The following is a 13,493-nucleotide window of genomic DNA, read 5'->3' as shown; positions in this document are numbered from 1 at the left end:
TGTGACGCAAAAACAACTTACCATTTTTGTTGTGTCGGACTCCATTGGAGAAACGGCACAACGCATGATTCATGCGGTCATTAGTCAGTTTCCAGATTTAACCCAAATCGAAGTGAAGAAGTTTTCATTTATTAAAAATGAAGAAGAGTTACTGAATGTCCTAAAATTAGCAGAAACTAAAGGTGCCATCGTGGTCACAACGCTTGTGACCGAAGAATATAACGCAGCGGGTCAAGCGTATGCGAAAGCGCATGGTATTCCATATGTCGATTATATGTCACCCCTCATGGCATTAATCGAAGACAAAACCCAATTAGAACCTGCGAAAGAGACAGGACGTATTCGTAAGCTCGATGATGATTATTTCAAACGTATCGATGCAATCGAATATTCCGTGAAGTACGATGACGGCAAACATTTTACGGACATCGGAGAAGCGGATGCGCTGATAGTTGGGGTGTCCCGTACATCCAAAACCCCACTCAGCATGTACTTAGCCAATAAAGGATATAAAATTGCGAATATCCCACTCGTTCCAGAAGTGGGTATTCCGGAAGATGTGTTTAAACATCGTAACTTAAAAGTATTTGGCTTAACTGCCAGTCCTCAATACATCATGAATATCCGCACAGAACGCGTGAAAGTATTGGGTATGAAAGGAAAAGCCAATTACAATGATCTCGAACGTATTAAAAAAGAACTCGCTTATGCCGAGGAAGTTTTTAAGCGATTGAATGCGACAGTCATTAATACTGAATATCGTTCAATCGAAGAGTCTGCATTTTATATTGAAAAATTTCTACAATAACCTATTCCATTAACGGTCTAAGTGCCTCCACGCTTAGACCGTTCATTTTTGGATTTAAAATGAAATGATATTTTAACAAAGTGTGACAGCAATCATCACTAGACTAAAAAATGTGACAGCAATCATCACTAGACTAAAAAATGTGACACAAGAGATTGATAAATGCGTTATATTATGGTATATTTTCAACAATTCGTTTTTAAAACTTCACCGCTTTAAAGTGAAAGGGAGGTCGTTCTGTGTCTCAACAGTCACAGTGGAAAACATCTACGGGATTTATCCTCGCAAGCGCTGGCTCTGCGATTGGGCTTGGCGCAATGTGGAAGTTTCCATACATGGCAGGCATGTATGGGGGCGGGGCATTTTTATTGATGTTTTTAATTTTTACAATACTTGTTGGTTTGCCATTACTGGTTATGGAATTTACAGTCGGAAAGCTTGGGCGTACGTATACGACTGAAATTTACGGCAAATTAACTGGAAAAAAATGGCTCAATGTCATTGGATGGAACGGGAATTTAGCTGTTTTTGTATTATTTGGATTTTACAGTGTTATCGGCGGATGGATTATAATTTATATTGGTATTGTTTTACTTCAATTATTACACATCTTACCGTCATCTTTACGTGATATTCATTTTGAAACGATTATTAGTAATCCCGTTTATACGTTATTCGGTCAATTTATATTTATCGGTTTAACATGTATCATTGTGATGTTAGGGGTCGAAAAGGGACTCGAAAAAGCATCAAAAATCATGATGCCACTATTATTTATCTTTTTAATTATTATTGTGGTAAAAGCCTTGTCATTAGAAGGGGCTATGAATGGTGTGCGTTATTTATTACAACCGCGTGTTGAAGATATAACGATGGAATCGATGTTGTTCGCATTGGGTCAATCCTTTTTTGCGCTTTCATTAGGAACAACTGGGATGATTACGTATGCGAGTTATGCGCCTAAAGCGATGACGATTAAAACATCTGCGCTGACGATTGTCGTGATGAACATTGTTATTTCAATTCTTGCCGGTTTAGCTATCTTCCCTGCATTACAAGCATTTGGATATAAACCTGAAGAAGGGCCTGGCTTATTGTTCAAAGTGTTGCCGCTCGTATTTGAAAGTATGCAGTTTGGCGCATGGTTTTATTTTGCGTTCTTAATTTTATTTTTATTCGCAGCACTAACGTCTTCCATTTCACTTTTAGAATTGAACGTGTCAAACTTTACGCGGAATGATAACCGCAAACGTCGTAAAGTGGCTTTGATTTTTAGTATGGCAGTGTTTGTCATCAGCATTCCAGCGATGTTGTCCTTTGGTACGCTCAGTCAAGTGACATTTGGGGCAGGGACCATCTTTGATAATATGGACTTTTTAGTTTCTAACCTGTTAATGCCGATAGGTGCCTTAGCGACAACACTTGTCGTTGGTTATGTCATTGATTTTAAAGCGTTAAAAGAAGGGTTCGGTCCTGACCGATTTAAATTCATTTATCCGTGGTACTTTTTGGTGAAGTATATTTTACCTTTCGTTATTTTAGCTGTCTTTATCATGCAACTTTTATAATGGCTTGAAAAACATTAATCAGTCCAGCACACATAAATTTGATATCACAAATGGCCATCAACGTTCATTGATAAAATGAATATTGATGGCTTTTTATGTACCGAAATTTACTGATATATTTTATGATCATTCCAAGGTAAACAGCCTGTTTGGGCGAAAGTGGTTAAATCTTTCATCATGTCTTGGCTTACATTGTAATCATGCGCACGTAACCTCAAACCGTGTGCAGCTAATATTTCAAGTTGACTCAACCAAAATGGTACATCGAGGATATGATAGCTTGACGCATAGTCTGGATGATCGTGACGAGACCACGCAAATGTTGCACACCAAGTGTCAGTATAAGTCGATAGCGCTTTAGAAAGTGTCGCTATTGGATGATGAAAATAATGTGTGGTAATCCAATCGCGCTGTTGTGTTGCAGTTTGAATCTGTGAACGATGCGGGACGTCTAAACCATTTCGTTCGGCCACTTTTTGAAATTGTTGCGGGTCTAACGTATGTTTTTCGGACTTAATGTAAATATCTCCTTCTGCTTCCGTTTGAACAATGAGGACGGGCAGTCTTAAATGTGCAAAATGGTTAGTAAACTGCGATGTTTTGATGGGCGCATATAAAAATTCAAGTCCTTTAGACTTTCCATACATCACTTGCTGATGTGCCATTAAGGTTAAGATGTGATTGGGTGATAGTGCAGTCCATGGTATAGAAGGGAAGTGAGTCTGTTTTAACGTCTCAAATTCTTGGGCTTTTAAAGTCGACGTGTCATAGGTCATCCATTGTAATGCGCCGCTTAATAAAACAGCTCGATGTATAAAGTTATGCGTTTTAGGATGACAGAGTAACGCTTGTATACTCATTGCGCCGGCAGACTGACCCATTGCGGTCACACAATGGGGATCACCACCAAAAAAGGCGATATGGTCATGTACCCATTGAAAAGCACACTGTTGATCAGACAGCCCCAAATTGTAGTCCCACGCTGGGTTGATTTCTGACCAATTTAAAAACCCAAGTGCACCAAGACGGTAATTGAATGTCACGACAATGACGCGATGCTGTGCGACGAAGTGTTCTGGGTTATACATATCAAGTGCGCTATGCCCATTTACAAAACTCCCACCATAAACGTATATGATGACTGGCAAGCGGTCACTGTTCGTTGTGCCATGTGGTCGCCAAATATTGAGTGTTAAACAATCTTCGCTTTGAGGGTAGTGTGTGGGCGTTACATTGAAAAATGATTCTAAATGATTTGGAGGCTGAATAGGCACAGCGCCAAATTGCGTCGCTTTAAATTCATCTAATCGCTTGGAATAGGGGCGTGCAGCTTGAAAGCGTAAATCTCCTACAGGTGGGATGGCATAAGGAATGCCTTTAAATACATCATAATGAGGATGGGATTCACCTAAGATATCACCTAACTCTGTTTCAACACGTATCATGTCATGCACCTCTATTCTAAATATTGTGTCGCTAATTTTGGATGTTGATAAATGGCCATGCCAGTTGTTAGCTTCCTAAAACCACACTGCGCATAAAACGCTTCATTGCCAAGTGTGCTAATTAAATGTATACATGAAACTTCACCAATGTCTCTAACTAAGTGGGTCACAATGCGTTGACCAACGCCTTGACGTTGATATGTTGGACGCACGACAACGTCATAAATGGCTGCGTTAAACACGCCATCGGATAATGCGCGGCCACACCCAATCAAGACCTCATCGTGATATGCCAATAGAATATGGGTGCTTTGTTTATAAATGGTAGTAATGTTTTCAGGCGTGTGCCCATGCCAACCCACGGAGGCGTAAAGGTTAACGAGTGCGTGTATCTCTTGTTCATTTAGTGTCTCTTTCGAAATGATTTGCAATGCCAACCACCTCTTTTTTTATTTAGTATAGCGTATTTTGACCTCATCTTTTAAATGGTTCCCTTACAACGCCTTAAAAACGTATCAGAAGATTGAATCTTTAGCTTTTATATACTATAATTCATACAAGAAAACTAAGGATTAGGGATGAGGCAGATTGACATCAAAGCTTTTGGATTTAATTGGACATACACCGCTAGTGCGTTTGGCACATTACAGTACGGATGATGTACACATCTATGCGAAATTGGAAATGTTTAATCCAGGGGGGAGTATTAAAGATCGATTAGGAAAGTACTTCATTGAACAGGCGTTAAACAAAGGTGATTTAAAAAAGGGAGGCACAGTGGTCGAAGCAACAGCTGGGAATACGGGTATAGGACTATTAATAGCTGCGAAACCATACGGCATTCAATGTGTGATTTTCGCACCTGAAGGGTTTGCTGAAGAGAAAATGACTGTGATGCGCGCATTAGGTGCAACGATTTATCGCACACCAAATAAAGATGGAATGACTGGTGCAAGACAAGCAGCACAAGCTTATGCCATAGAACATAATGCGTTTTATACGAATCAATTTGAAACGATAGAAAACCCTAAAGCATATCAACACACATTAGCATCAGAAATTTTAAATGATCTACCAGATATCGATTATTTCGTCGCAGGTGCAGGGTCAGGTGGAACTTTTTCGGGAGTGGCAGAGCGCTTTGTTTCTCAGGGGATTCGATGCGTAGTAGTAGAACCACAAGGCTCTATTTTGAGTGGTCAAGAAAAAGGCAAACATGACACAGAAGGCATTGGTGTTGAAGTGTGGCCCACATTTTTGGAACAAACATGGATTGATAAAGTCGAAGTCGTATCAGACGCAACAGCATTTCAACATGTGAAAGACTTGGCACGTTATGAAGGGCTACTTGTCGGTAGTTCATCAGGTGCGGCATTAGAAGGGGCGCTTCAAACCGCACAACGCATTCAAAGGGGAAATATCGTTGTTGTCTTCCCCGATGGCAGTGATCGTTATATGTCGAAAAATATATTTACATATGGAGGAATGGAAAATGAATAAAAAAACGTTATTAATTCACGGTGGTCAGACGACAGATCCTTATACAGGTGCGGTGACTACACCGATTTATCAAACAAGTACGTACGAACAAGATGCCATCGGTGCGTTACGACAAGGCTATGAATATTCACGTTCTGCGAATCCAACACGAACGTCATTGGAGTCAGTGATTGCAGCACTTGAACATGGAACGCATGGGTTTGCGTTTGGTTCAGGGATGGCAGCAATTAGTGCGGTAGTCATGCTATTAGATCAAGGTGACCATATTATTGTGGGGTCTGACGTATATGGTGGTACGTATCGCGTCATGACGAAAGTGTTTAACCGTTACGGCATTACGTTTGATTTTGTGAATACGACAAATATTGATAACGTGGAAGCTAAAATTAAAGATAATACAAAAATGTTGTTTATTGAAACACCATCGAATCCGTTATTACGCGTGACGGATATTGAAGCGGTCAGTCAATTAGGGAAACAACATGGCTTAATTACTGTGGTTGATAATACCTTTATGACGCCGTACTATCAAACGCCGTTAACACTTGGTGCAGATATCGTGGTACACTCGGCTACCAAATATTTAGGTGGTCACAGTGATGTTGTTGCGGGCCTTGTGGTCGTGAATGATACGACACTTGCGGAACGAATTGGTTTTATACAAAATTCAACAGGAGGCGTTCTTGGTCCACAGGACAGTTATTTACTCGTTCGTGGGATGAAAACATTAGGATTACGTTTAGAACAAATTGAACGTAACGCTCTAGCTATTGTGGAAATGTTAAAACAACACGACAATGTAGCGAAGATTTATCATCCAAGTTTGGAAAATCATTTAAATGGAGATGTCCATCAAAAACAAGCAGATGGTATGCCAGGCATTGTTTCATTTGAAGTGAAAGATGTAGAAACAGCTAAGAAATTAGTAACACAAACACAATTGTTTACTTTGGCAGAAAGTTTAGGTGCGGTAGAGAGCTTAATTTCAGTGCCGAGCTTAATGACACATGCCTCCATCCCAGCAGAAGTGCGTGCGAAAGAAGGCATTGCAGATGGGCTTGTACGATTATCACTTGGAATCGAAGACACTTCAGACTTAGTAGAAGATTTAAAACAAGCGTTTAACGCAAAAGTATAGAGGATTCCAATCCATTGAGCTAATTCATGTCAGATATCTATACCAAAGTCTATTAAATCCCTTCAATGTGTAGGATACGCATATTGAAGGCATTCTTGATGTGTGTATCGTGCATAGCGTGAAAGTCGTTCCAGACAGCGTAACCTAATTGCTATAAATGGCCGTTTTTAAGAAGGTTTCATATCTTAAATTTTCTGTAATATTTCATTTGTTACAACGCGATGTTCGTTTGATTTTTGAGAAAATGCCGTTAAACCCTTTAAAATTTGAAATCAGAGTGGCAACACTCATTTCAAACGTAAATTAGATGGAAGTATTTGTAATAAGAATGTTATATAACGGTCATATGTTTTTCGCAAAGGTGTGTGTATAATAAATTTGTATATCAGTAAAAGTCTAACTTATTTCACTATTTAGGAGGGGAAGCGCGTGCGAAAAAAAATTATCGCAGCGGTGATTGGGACATCGGCTGTATCTGCCATAGCTGCACATGATGCGGATGCTGCAACGTATCGTGTTGAAGCTGGCGATTCATTATGGTCAATTGCCAATCAATTCAACATTTCTATCGCTCAACTTAAGTCTTACAACGGTTTAACTTCGAATTTAATTTTCCCAGATCAAATTTTAAAAGTGTCAGGAGGCAGAACGTCTTCTAACCCATCTCGAGTAACGAATACTGGCGGTTCAAGTTCAGGTTCTACGTACACAGTGCGTAGCGGGGATACACTTTCTTCAATTGCAGCACGTTACGGTACATCATATACAAACATTATGCGTTTAAATGGTTTATCAAGTACTTTAATTTACCCGGGTCAAACGCTAAAAGTAAGTGGTAGAGCCTCGGCGCCAACGCCAACGCGTACACCACGTACGCCATCGCGTCCAGCATCAACATCAACGGGTTCGGCACAAACGTATACGGTTCAAGCTGGTGATTCTTTATCGGCAATTGCAGCACGTTACGGTACAACATACCAAAATATTATGGCATTGAATGGTTTAACATCATTCTTAATCTTCCCAGGACAAACATTAAAAGTTAGTGGTTCAGCTGCGACACCAACTCAACCATCAGCGCCTGTTGTACCAACAGGTTCGGGTTATTATTCTCCAGTGTTCAACCACTCTAATTTATACGACTGGGGTCAATGTACGTGGCACGTATTTAATAAACGTTTAGCTGCTGGCAAAGGCATTAGCACTTACTGGTGGAATGCGAATGCTTGGGATGATAATGCAGCACGTGATGGTTATACGATTAATAATCGTCCAGCAGTTGGTTCAATTTTACAATCAGACATGGGATACTATGGTCACGTTGCATATGTTGAACGTGTGAACGCTGATGGTAGTATTTTAGTTTCAGAAATGAACTATAGCGCTAGCCCAGGTATTCTCACATATCGTACAATTCCTGCTTATAGCGTAGGACAATTTAAATATATTCATTAATTAAACAGTGAACGGTGATACCTACTAAAGACGATCTTTTCGTTTCGTAGGAAATCACCGTTTTTTGTATTTTTAACTTAAGTTAACGTCATGTTATGTAATCATTGACATAGGACAGTGAGACGAATGCCTTATAAGCAAGAAAAAATAGCTCGCGCCCGCCAATAATAGGCTAGGACACTACAGAAGCTTAAAAACAAAAAAGCCATCAAAATTCATTTGGATCATGAACTTTGATGGTTAAAACAATTAAGATGCTTTAATGGTTTTATAACGTTCTAATGATGATTTTAATTGACGGCCTAATGATAATAGAGACCAAGCTTTTGCGATATTACTTTTTGCCCCGAATGTAAGATAAAAATCAAGCAACATATCGCCAACCCCAATACCTAACGATAAATAGCTTAATTGTTTATTTTTGTTTTTAAAGTTCGATTCATTGTATGAGTCAATGGCAACTGTTGCACTTGAAAGTACAAATGAAACGGCACTTAATGTAGAGTTATCTTTTTTAGACATAATCATTCTCCTTACACTTCCATAGTCTTTGTAATTGTATAACATTTCAAAAAGGAATGTCATCTGTAACGGATATCCGTCTCTAGTAGTATACCCATATCCGTCCAATTTATGATGTTAAAATGGATGATATTTTCATATCTCTTTGTTAAAATGAACCACATAATAATAAGGGAATGTTTTTATAACAACTTAATATTATAAAGAGAACAAGGAGTATCGAAATGAAAAACATCTCAAAAACGTTATTAGCGACTGGATTATCTGTAACAATGTTATTAGGTGCGACGGGGGCTGTGAGTCAAGGTGTTGATACTGCGCATGCTGCGACATCACAACACCAAACACCTTATTATACGTATAATGGTCAGTTCAATATACCGAATAATCATGCCTTAGAAGATCAAAATTTTTATGCAGGCTTAAAAGCGGATCAGTTTACTTTTAATGGTTTAAAAGTAGGAAAATCAACGAAAGCGGATGTCTTCAAAGCGTTAGGTTCTGATTTTAAACAATATTACGGTAAGAAAGATTTAACTTTCTTTGAGAAAAATGGTGTGATTGTCGGTTTTGATCACAATAATAAATTGATGAATCTCACTTTACGTATTAATCATATCAATCATAGTGCAAAATCGATTGAAAGCCATGTAAAAAAAGGTGAAGTGTATCACGCTAAAACAACGGAAGTTGCATTTTATCCTGGAAATTCAATCGTTATTCAAGCGAAATAAAGTGTATCTCACATAAATGATTGAACCACATTGCCTCTAGAAAAAATAGCCTTCAAAATTCATCCATTGATGAATTTTGAAGGCTATTCGCTTTTACGCTTATTATGGCGCTAGATGCGTGCATTTTATGTTGTATAACGTGCGAGATGTTTTGCGGTGACCGAGTTTTTGATTTGAAAGATGTCTTGTGGTGGGCCACTGTATAAAATATGGCCGCCTTTTGTTCCGGCACCTGGACCTACATCGATAATCCAATCGGCTTGCGTCATCATCGTTAAATTGTGTTCAATAAGGATGACAGTATTACCATCTTCAATTAATTGATCAAACCGAGACTGCAAGATAGGGATGTCATCTTCATGTAATCCAGTGGTAGGTTCATCAAAAATGAATACGCGATTGGCCATTTTTTCTGTTAAATAGCGGCTCAATTTCACCCGTTGTATTTCACCACCGGAAAGGGTATCTAGAGATTGACCTAGCGTCATGTAATACAGACCGGTAGATTGCAGTGCTTTAAGACGAGAGGCAATCGTTGGTTCTGCATCAAAAAAAGTGATAGCTTCTTCAACAGTTAATGCCAAAACATCTGCAATAGAATACCCATCCACTTTAGCCTCTAATACGTCTTTTTTATAACGTGTCCCACCGCATACTTCACACACTTGGGAGAAGTCAGGCATAAATGCCAATTCTGTTTTGAGGACTCCTTTACCATTACAATTTGGGCACGCGCCTTCAGAGTTATAACTAAACATGCCTTTTTTTAAGCCAGTCGCTTTACTAAAAAATGTGCGCACATCATCAAATATGTCCATATATGTTAATAAATTAGAGCGATTGGAGGCATGTACGGGTTTTTGATCAATAAATATGGCATCGCTTTCTCCTTCAAAACCTGCCTTAATTAAAGAACTCTTACCAGAGCCCGCAACACCAGTGAGTACAGTGAGCGCCTGTTTTGGAATGTGGACAGACACATCGTGTAAATTGTTGCGTGAGATGTGGTTTAACTCAAACCACGCATCAAATTGCGAAGTGGTTTGTGCTTTTAATTGATGTTGTCGCGTCAAAGCGCGTCCTGTATCAGTATCAGACTTTAATAAATTGTGATACGTACCTTCAAATGTGACGTTTCCTCCGTTTTTGCCAGCACCTGGACCGATATCAATGATATGGTCCGCAATTTTAATGACATCAGGGTCGTGTTCGACAATAATTACACTATTGCCTTTATCACGTATGTTTAACATAATTTGATTAATTTTTTCAATGTCTTCAGGGTGGAGTCCGACGCTTGGCTCATCAATGATATAAACCAAATCGGTCAATGGGCTATTTAAATGACGAATGAGTTTGATGCGTTGTGACTCTCCACCAGAAAGGGTTGTCGTCTCACGCCCTAGTGTTAAATAATTCAATCCGATATCATTGAGTGCTTCGAGTTGTTGCAATAACGGTTGAATGATAAACGTGGCTTTCTCGCTTTCAATTTCCTTTAAAAATGGAATGGTTTCTTCAATCGTTAATGCTGTAAATTCTGCAATGTTCATTCCATTGATTTGACAACGCAACACATTTTGATTTAAGCGTTGACCATCACATGAAGGGCATTTATGTGTAGTGACGACACGTTGAACGTCTTTTAAGAAACGTTTTTTCTCAAAGTTATCATTAATTAGAAATGAACGTCGGAACCGGTGAATTAATCCTTCAAATTTTGCCGTTTTAGGCCAGTTAGACGGTGGATTTTTAAGTGTTGTAGGTTTGGTATATAAAAAAGTGTCCATTTCCGCATCTGTATAGTCTTTTAATTTTTTGTCATTATCAAATAACCCAGAGTAGCGGTAACGTTTTCCACGCCAACTATCGGGTTTGAATGATGGGAAGCGAATTGCACCTTCATTTAAAGATTTGTCATAATCTAATAATTCATTTAAATCAATATCTTCAACATAACCTAAACCTTGGCACGTTTCACACATGCCATTTGGATTATTGAATGAAAAAACATCTGAGTAGCCAACAAAAGGCTCCCCGATACGTGACCATAATAAGCGTACGGATGCATATATGTCAGAAATGGTTCCTACTGTTGAGCGGGAATTACCCCCAAGTCGTTTTTGATTGATAACCATCGCAACAGGTAAGTTTTCAATTTGGTCTACATCCGGTTTGTCATAGTGCGTTAATTGATGTTGGATGTAACTAGAATATGTTTCATTTAATAACCGTTCAGATTCAGCAGCAACGGTACTGAAGACAAGGGAGGATTTTCCAGATCCCGAGCGTCCTGTAACGACCGTGAGTTGATGTTTTGGAATCGCTACATGAATGTTTTTCAAATTGTTTTGACGCGCCCCGCGTATGTGTATCTTCGTCATGACATTCACCTCTTTGTTCTTTTACCCTATTCACTTCATCTCATGTAGGGGTGTTAAATTGAATGGGTAACCGATGATGATTGTGAATGAGCCAAGCTGTCAGTGCGGCTGTAATTGGAATACATATGGCTATGGCGATGCCACCGAGTAAAATGGTAATCAGCTCTTGTACAAAGAGTTTGGCATTAATAAGGTGACCAAAATGATAATGTAAATTAAAGAACCAAAATACAAGTGTCATCGAACCGCCAATAAATGCTAAATATATCGTATTGGCAGATGTAGCCAAAATTTCACGTCCGACACGCATACCGGATTCAAATAATGCACGTGAAGATAACGATGGGTTCGTTTCATGAAGCTCATACATTGGTGAGCTGATGGTAATAGCTAAATCAATCACTGCCGCAATGACGGCAAGAATAACGACAAAAATCATGAATTGTTCCATATCGATACCGATATTCATTGAAAAAATATACGTTTCATCTTGTTCCTCTTGTGTGAAACCTTGTAGATGTCCTAAATGGATTGATAAATAAATCGCAACGAGCATCATGACGGTTGTGACAATGCTTGATATGAAAGCTGCGAAGGTTTTGATGTTAAAACCATTTAGAGCGAATAAGTTTATCGCTGCCACTACGATACAGAAAATAATTGTCACAATATAAATAGGGATACCAAAAATCATCGATATCAATGCGATGACGAGCAAAATAAAATTTAAAAACAATGTGCCAAAAGCAACGGCACCTGATTTACCCCCAAAAATCAACATTAATAGAAATAAAATCAGACCTAAGATGACGACAGCGTTCATGTGCGATCACCTCTTTCCCAGAAATGCCAAAGTTGCATCAGTGCGATGGTGAGTGGAATAGTTAATACGATGCCGATGCCACCCGTAATCGCACGAGCAATTTCTAAAGACCAGTTCATTGAAATACTGTATGTGAGTGTATTCGCATTTTTTAAGTAAAGGAGCAATAACGGGAGCCCTCCTGCTAAATAGGAAAATAGCAATATGTTCGTCATTGTTCCCATAATATCACTGCCAATATTGCGCCCTGCAAGAATCCATCGTTTTCGAGTAATATGTGGAGAGCGTTGCATAATTTCGTACATACCACTTGATATCGTAATGGCAACATCCATTACGGCTCCGAGTGATCCCACCATCACTGATGCTAAAAATATCGTATGTGGTGGCAATGTTAAAAAGCTCATCGTTTCATATTTAATACCTTCTGCGTGTGTCCACATTATGACGGCCCATGAGATGCCTACTGAAAGCCAAGTTCCAAGTAACGTACTGGCGATGGTCACCACGGTGCGTTTCGTCCAGCCGATGACGAGCCAGAGTGTAATGGAGGTTGCAATGAGGACCGCAACACTCATCACCATAAACAAGTTCAGCTGCGTATATGTATTATAAATACCAATAGCTGTTAAAATTGCTATCGTATTTAATGTGAGAGACAAAATCGATTGTACGCCGACGCGATGGCCTACAATGAGTAGTGCAATCACAAATATACTCAATACCGTAGCAACAAGTGTGTCGCGTTTCTTTTCCTGAATGAAATGATCGTTTGAATGTTTGCCGAGATGGAGCAATACTTTGTCGCCAGGGTGATACGCTTGTTCTTCTGTTTTGGATTGATTGTATGGGTGATGAACAGTAATCGTTTTACCTTTATCTTTCGTGTTCAGTAATTCAATATGTAGTGTATCTGTATACTTAATATCTTTATTTTTATGTTCGTCGATTGATGTTTCTTTATGATGCTTCACTATTTCTGTGACTTTTCCTATCGGTGTGGAATAAAAGCGTGCATTAAAACATGTAAATATAATGACGGATATTGCCAAAATCACCGTGATAAGTACCGTCAACAAAAATGAGCGATGCGATTGAAATCGTGTCATAAATGTC

12 protein-coding genes are annotated in these 13,493 nt (G+C 39.0%); 6 read left to right on the top strand and 6 right to left on the bottom strand.

Annotated elements, in window-relative coordinates:
• Window position 1 precedes the first annotated feature (1 nt).
• Complete coding sequence (locus SHYC_RS11200; RefSeq protein WP_086375134.1) at window positions 2–808, top strand: pyruvate, water dikinase regulatory protein; 807 nt, start codon at window positions 2–4, stop codon at window positions 806–808.
• Between the two features lie 239 nt (window positions 809–1,047).
• The gene (locus tag SHYC_RS11195) at window positions 1,048–2,376 is read left to right on the top strand and encodes a sodium-dependent transporter (protein WP_039647184.1); all 1,329 of its coding nucleotides are present in this window, start codon (window positions 1,048–1,050) and stop codon (window positions 2,374–2,376) included.
• A gap of 107 nt (window positions 2,377–2,483) precedes the next feature.
• Here the strand turns inward: SHYC_RS11195 and SHYC_RS11190 are convergent, their stop codons facing one another.
• Both SHYC_RS11190 and SHYC_RS11185 read right to left on the bottom strand, forming a co-directional pair.
• Entirely contained in the window at window positions 2,484–3,821 is a 1,338-nt protein-coding gene (locus tag SHYC_RS11190; RefSeq protein ID WP_039647182.1) for a carboxylesterase family protein, read from the bottom strand.
• 11 nt (window positions 3,822–3,832) lie between these two features.
• The gene (locus tag SHYC_RS11185) at window positions 3,833–4,252 is read right to left on the bottom strand and encodes a GNAT family N-acetyltransferase (protein WP_052257853.1); all 420 of its coding nucleotides are present in this window, start codon (window positions 4,250–4,252) and stop codon (window positions 3,833–3,835) included.
• A gap of 157 nt (window positions 4,253–4,409) precedes the next feature.
• On the opposite strand from SHYC_RS11185, the gene SHYC_RS11180 reads away from it, so the two are divergent.
• The 3 genes from SHYC_RS11180 to SHYC_RS11170 all read left to right on the top strand — a co-directional run bounded on the left by SHYC_RS11180 (window position 4,410) and on the right by SHYC_RS11170 (window position 7,914).
• Window positions 4,410–5,321: a PLP-dependent cysteine synthase family protein gene (locus SHYC_RS11180; protein WP_231912777.1), complete on the top strand. Its 912-nt coding sequence runs from the start codon at window positions 4,410–4,412 to the stop codon at window positions 5,319–5,321.
• Complete coding sequence (locus SHYC_RS11175; RefSeq protein WP_039647181.1) at window positions 5,314–6,459, top strand: bifunctional cystathionine gamma-lyase/homocysteine desulfhydrase; 1,146 nt, start codon at window positions 5,314–5,316, stop codon at window positions 6,457–6,459. Before SHYC_RS11180 ends, SHYC_RS11175 begins: the two co-directional genes overlap by 8 nt.
• Before the next feature lie 429 nt (window positions 6,460–6,888).
• Complete coding sequence (locus SHYC_RS11170) at window positions 6,889–7,914, top strand: LysM peptidoglycan-binding domain-containing protein (protein ID WP_039647179.1); 1,026 nt, start codon at window positions 6,889–6,891, stop codon at window positions 7,912–7,914.
• A 249-nt stretch (window positions 7,915–8,163) separates the two neighbouring features.
• Here the strand turns inward: SHYC_RS11170 and SHYC_RS11165 are convergent, their stop codons facing one another.
• Entirely contained in the window at window positions 8,164–8,436 is a 273-nt protein-coding gene (locus SHYC_RS11165; protein WP_039647177.1) for a hypothetical protein, read from the bottom strand.
• Between the two features lie 224 nt (window positions 8,437–8,660).
• Here SHYC_RS11165 and isaB point away from each other — a divergent pair, with 224 nt between their 5' ends.
• A complete protein-coding gene (gene isaB, locus SHYC_RS11160) occupies window positions 8,661–9,170 on the top strand; it encodes an immunodominant staphylococcal antigen IsaB family protein (RefSeq protein ID WP_039647175.1) in 510 nt (169 codons plus the stop codon).
• Window positions 9,171–9,295: 125 nt separating this feature from the next.
• Here the strand turns inward: isaB and SHYC_RS11155 are convergent, their stop codons facing one another.
• Genes SHYC_RS11155 through SHYC_RS11145 form a run of 3 tightly spaced genes read right to left on the bottom strand, consistent with a single transcriptional unit; the run spans window position 9,296 to window position 13,486 of the window.
• A complete protein-coding gene (locus SHYC_RS11155; RefSeq protein ID WP_039647173.1) occupies window positions 9,296–11,554 on the bottom strand; it encodes an ATP-binding cassette domain-containing protein in 2,259 nt (752 codons plus the stop codon).
• 40 nt (window positions 11,555–11,594) lie between these two features.
• The gene (locus tag SHYC_RS11150; RefSeq protein ID WP_039647171.1) at window positions 11,595–12,377 is read right to left on the bottom strand and encodes a YibE/F family protein; all 783 of its coding nucleotides are present in this window, start codon (window positions 12,375–12,377) and stop codon (window positions 11,595–11,597) included.
• Window positions 12,374–13,486: a YibE/F family protein gene (locus SHYC_RS11145; protein ID WP_039647169.1), complete on the bottom strand. Its 1,113-nt coding sequence runs from the start codon at window positions 13,484–13,486 to the stop codon at window positions 12,374–12,376. The genes SHYC_RS11150 and SHYC_RS11145 overlap by 4 nt, the downstream gene beginning before the upstream one ends.
• Between the last annotated feature and the right edge of the window lie 7 nt (window positions 13,487–13,493).

The sequence above is a fragment of the Staphylococcus hyicus genome, assembly GCF_000816085.1.
Classification (GTDB): Bacteria; Bacillota; Bacilli; order Staphylococcales; family Staphylococcaceae; genus Staphylococcus; species Staphylococcus hyicus.
Note: the sequence above shows the minus strand (reverse complement) of the source record. Positions and strands in the feature narration are given on the sequence as shown.

Excerpts from the sequence above, each read along its gene's own strand:
- SHYC_RS11190 (WP_039647182.1), bottom strand. The coding sequence starts at position 3,821 with ATGATACGTGTTGAAACAGAGTTAGGTGATATCTTAGGTGAATCCCAT.
- SHYC_RS11175 (WP_039647181.1), top strand. The coding sequence starts at position 5,314 with ATGAATAAAAAAACGTTATTAATTCACGGTGGTCAGACGACAGATCCT.
- SHYC_RS11165 (WP_039647177.1), bottom strand. The coding sequence starts at position 8,436 with ATGTCTAAAAAAGATAACTCTACATTAAGTGCCGTTTCATTTGTACTT.
- isaB (WP_039647175.1), top strand. The coding sequence starts at position 8,661 with ATGAAAAACATCTCAAAAACGTTATTAGCGACTGGATTATCTGTAACA.
- SHYC_RS11155 (WP_039647173.1), bottom strand. The coding sequence starts at position 11,554 with ATGACGAAGATACACATACGCGGGGCGCGTCAAAACAATTTGAAAAAC.
- SHYC_RS11150 (WP_039647171.1), bottom strand. The coding sequence starts at position 12,377 with ATGAACGCTGTCGTCATCTTAGGTCTGATTTTATTTCTATTAATGTTG.
- SHYC_RS11145 (WP_039647169.1), bottom strand. The coding sequence starts at position 13,486 with ATGACACGATTTCAATCGCATCGCTCATTTTTGTTGACGGTACTTATC.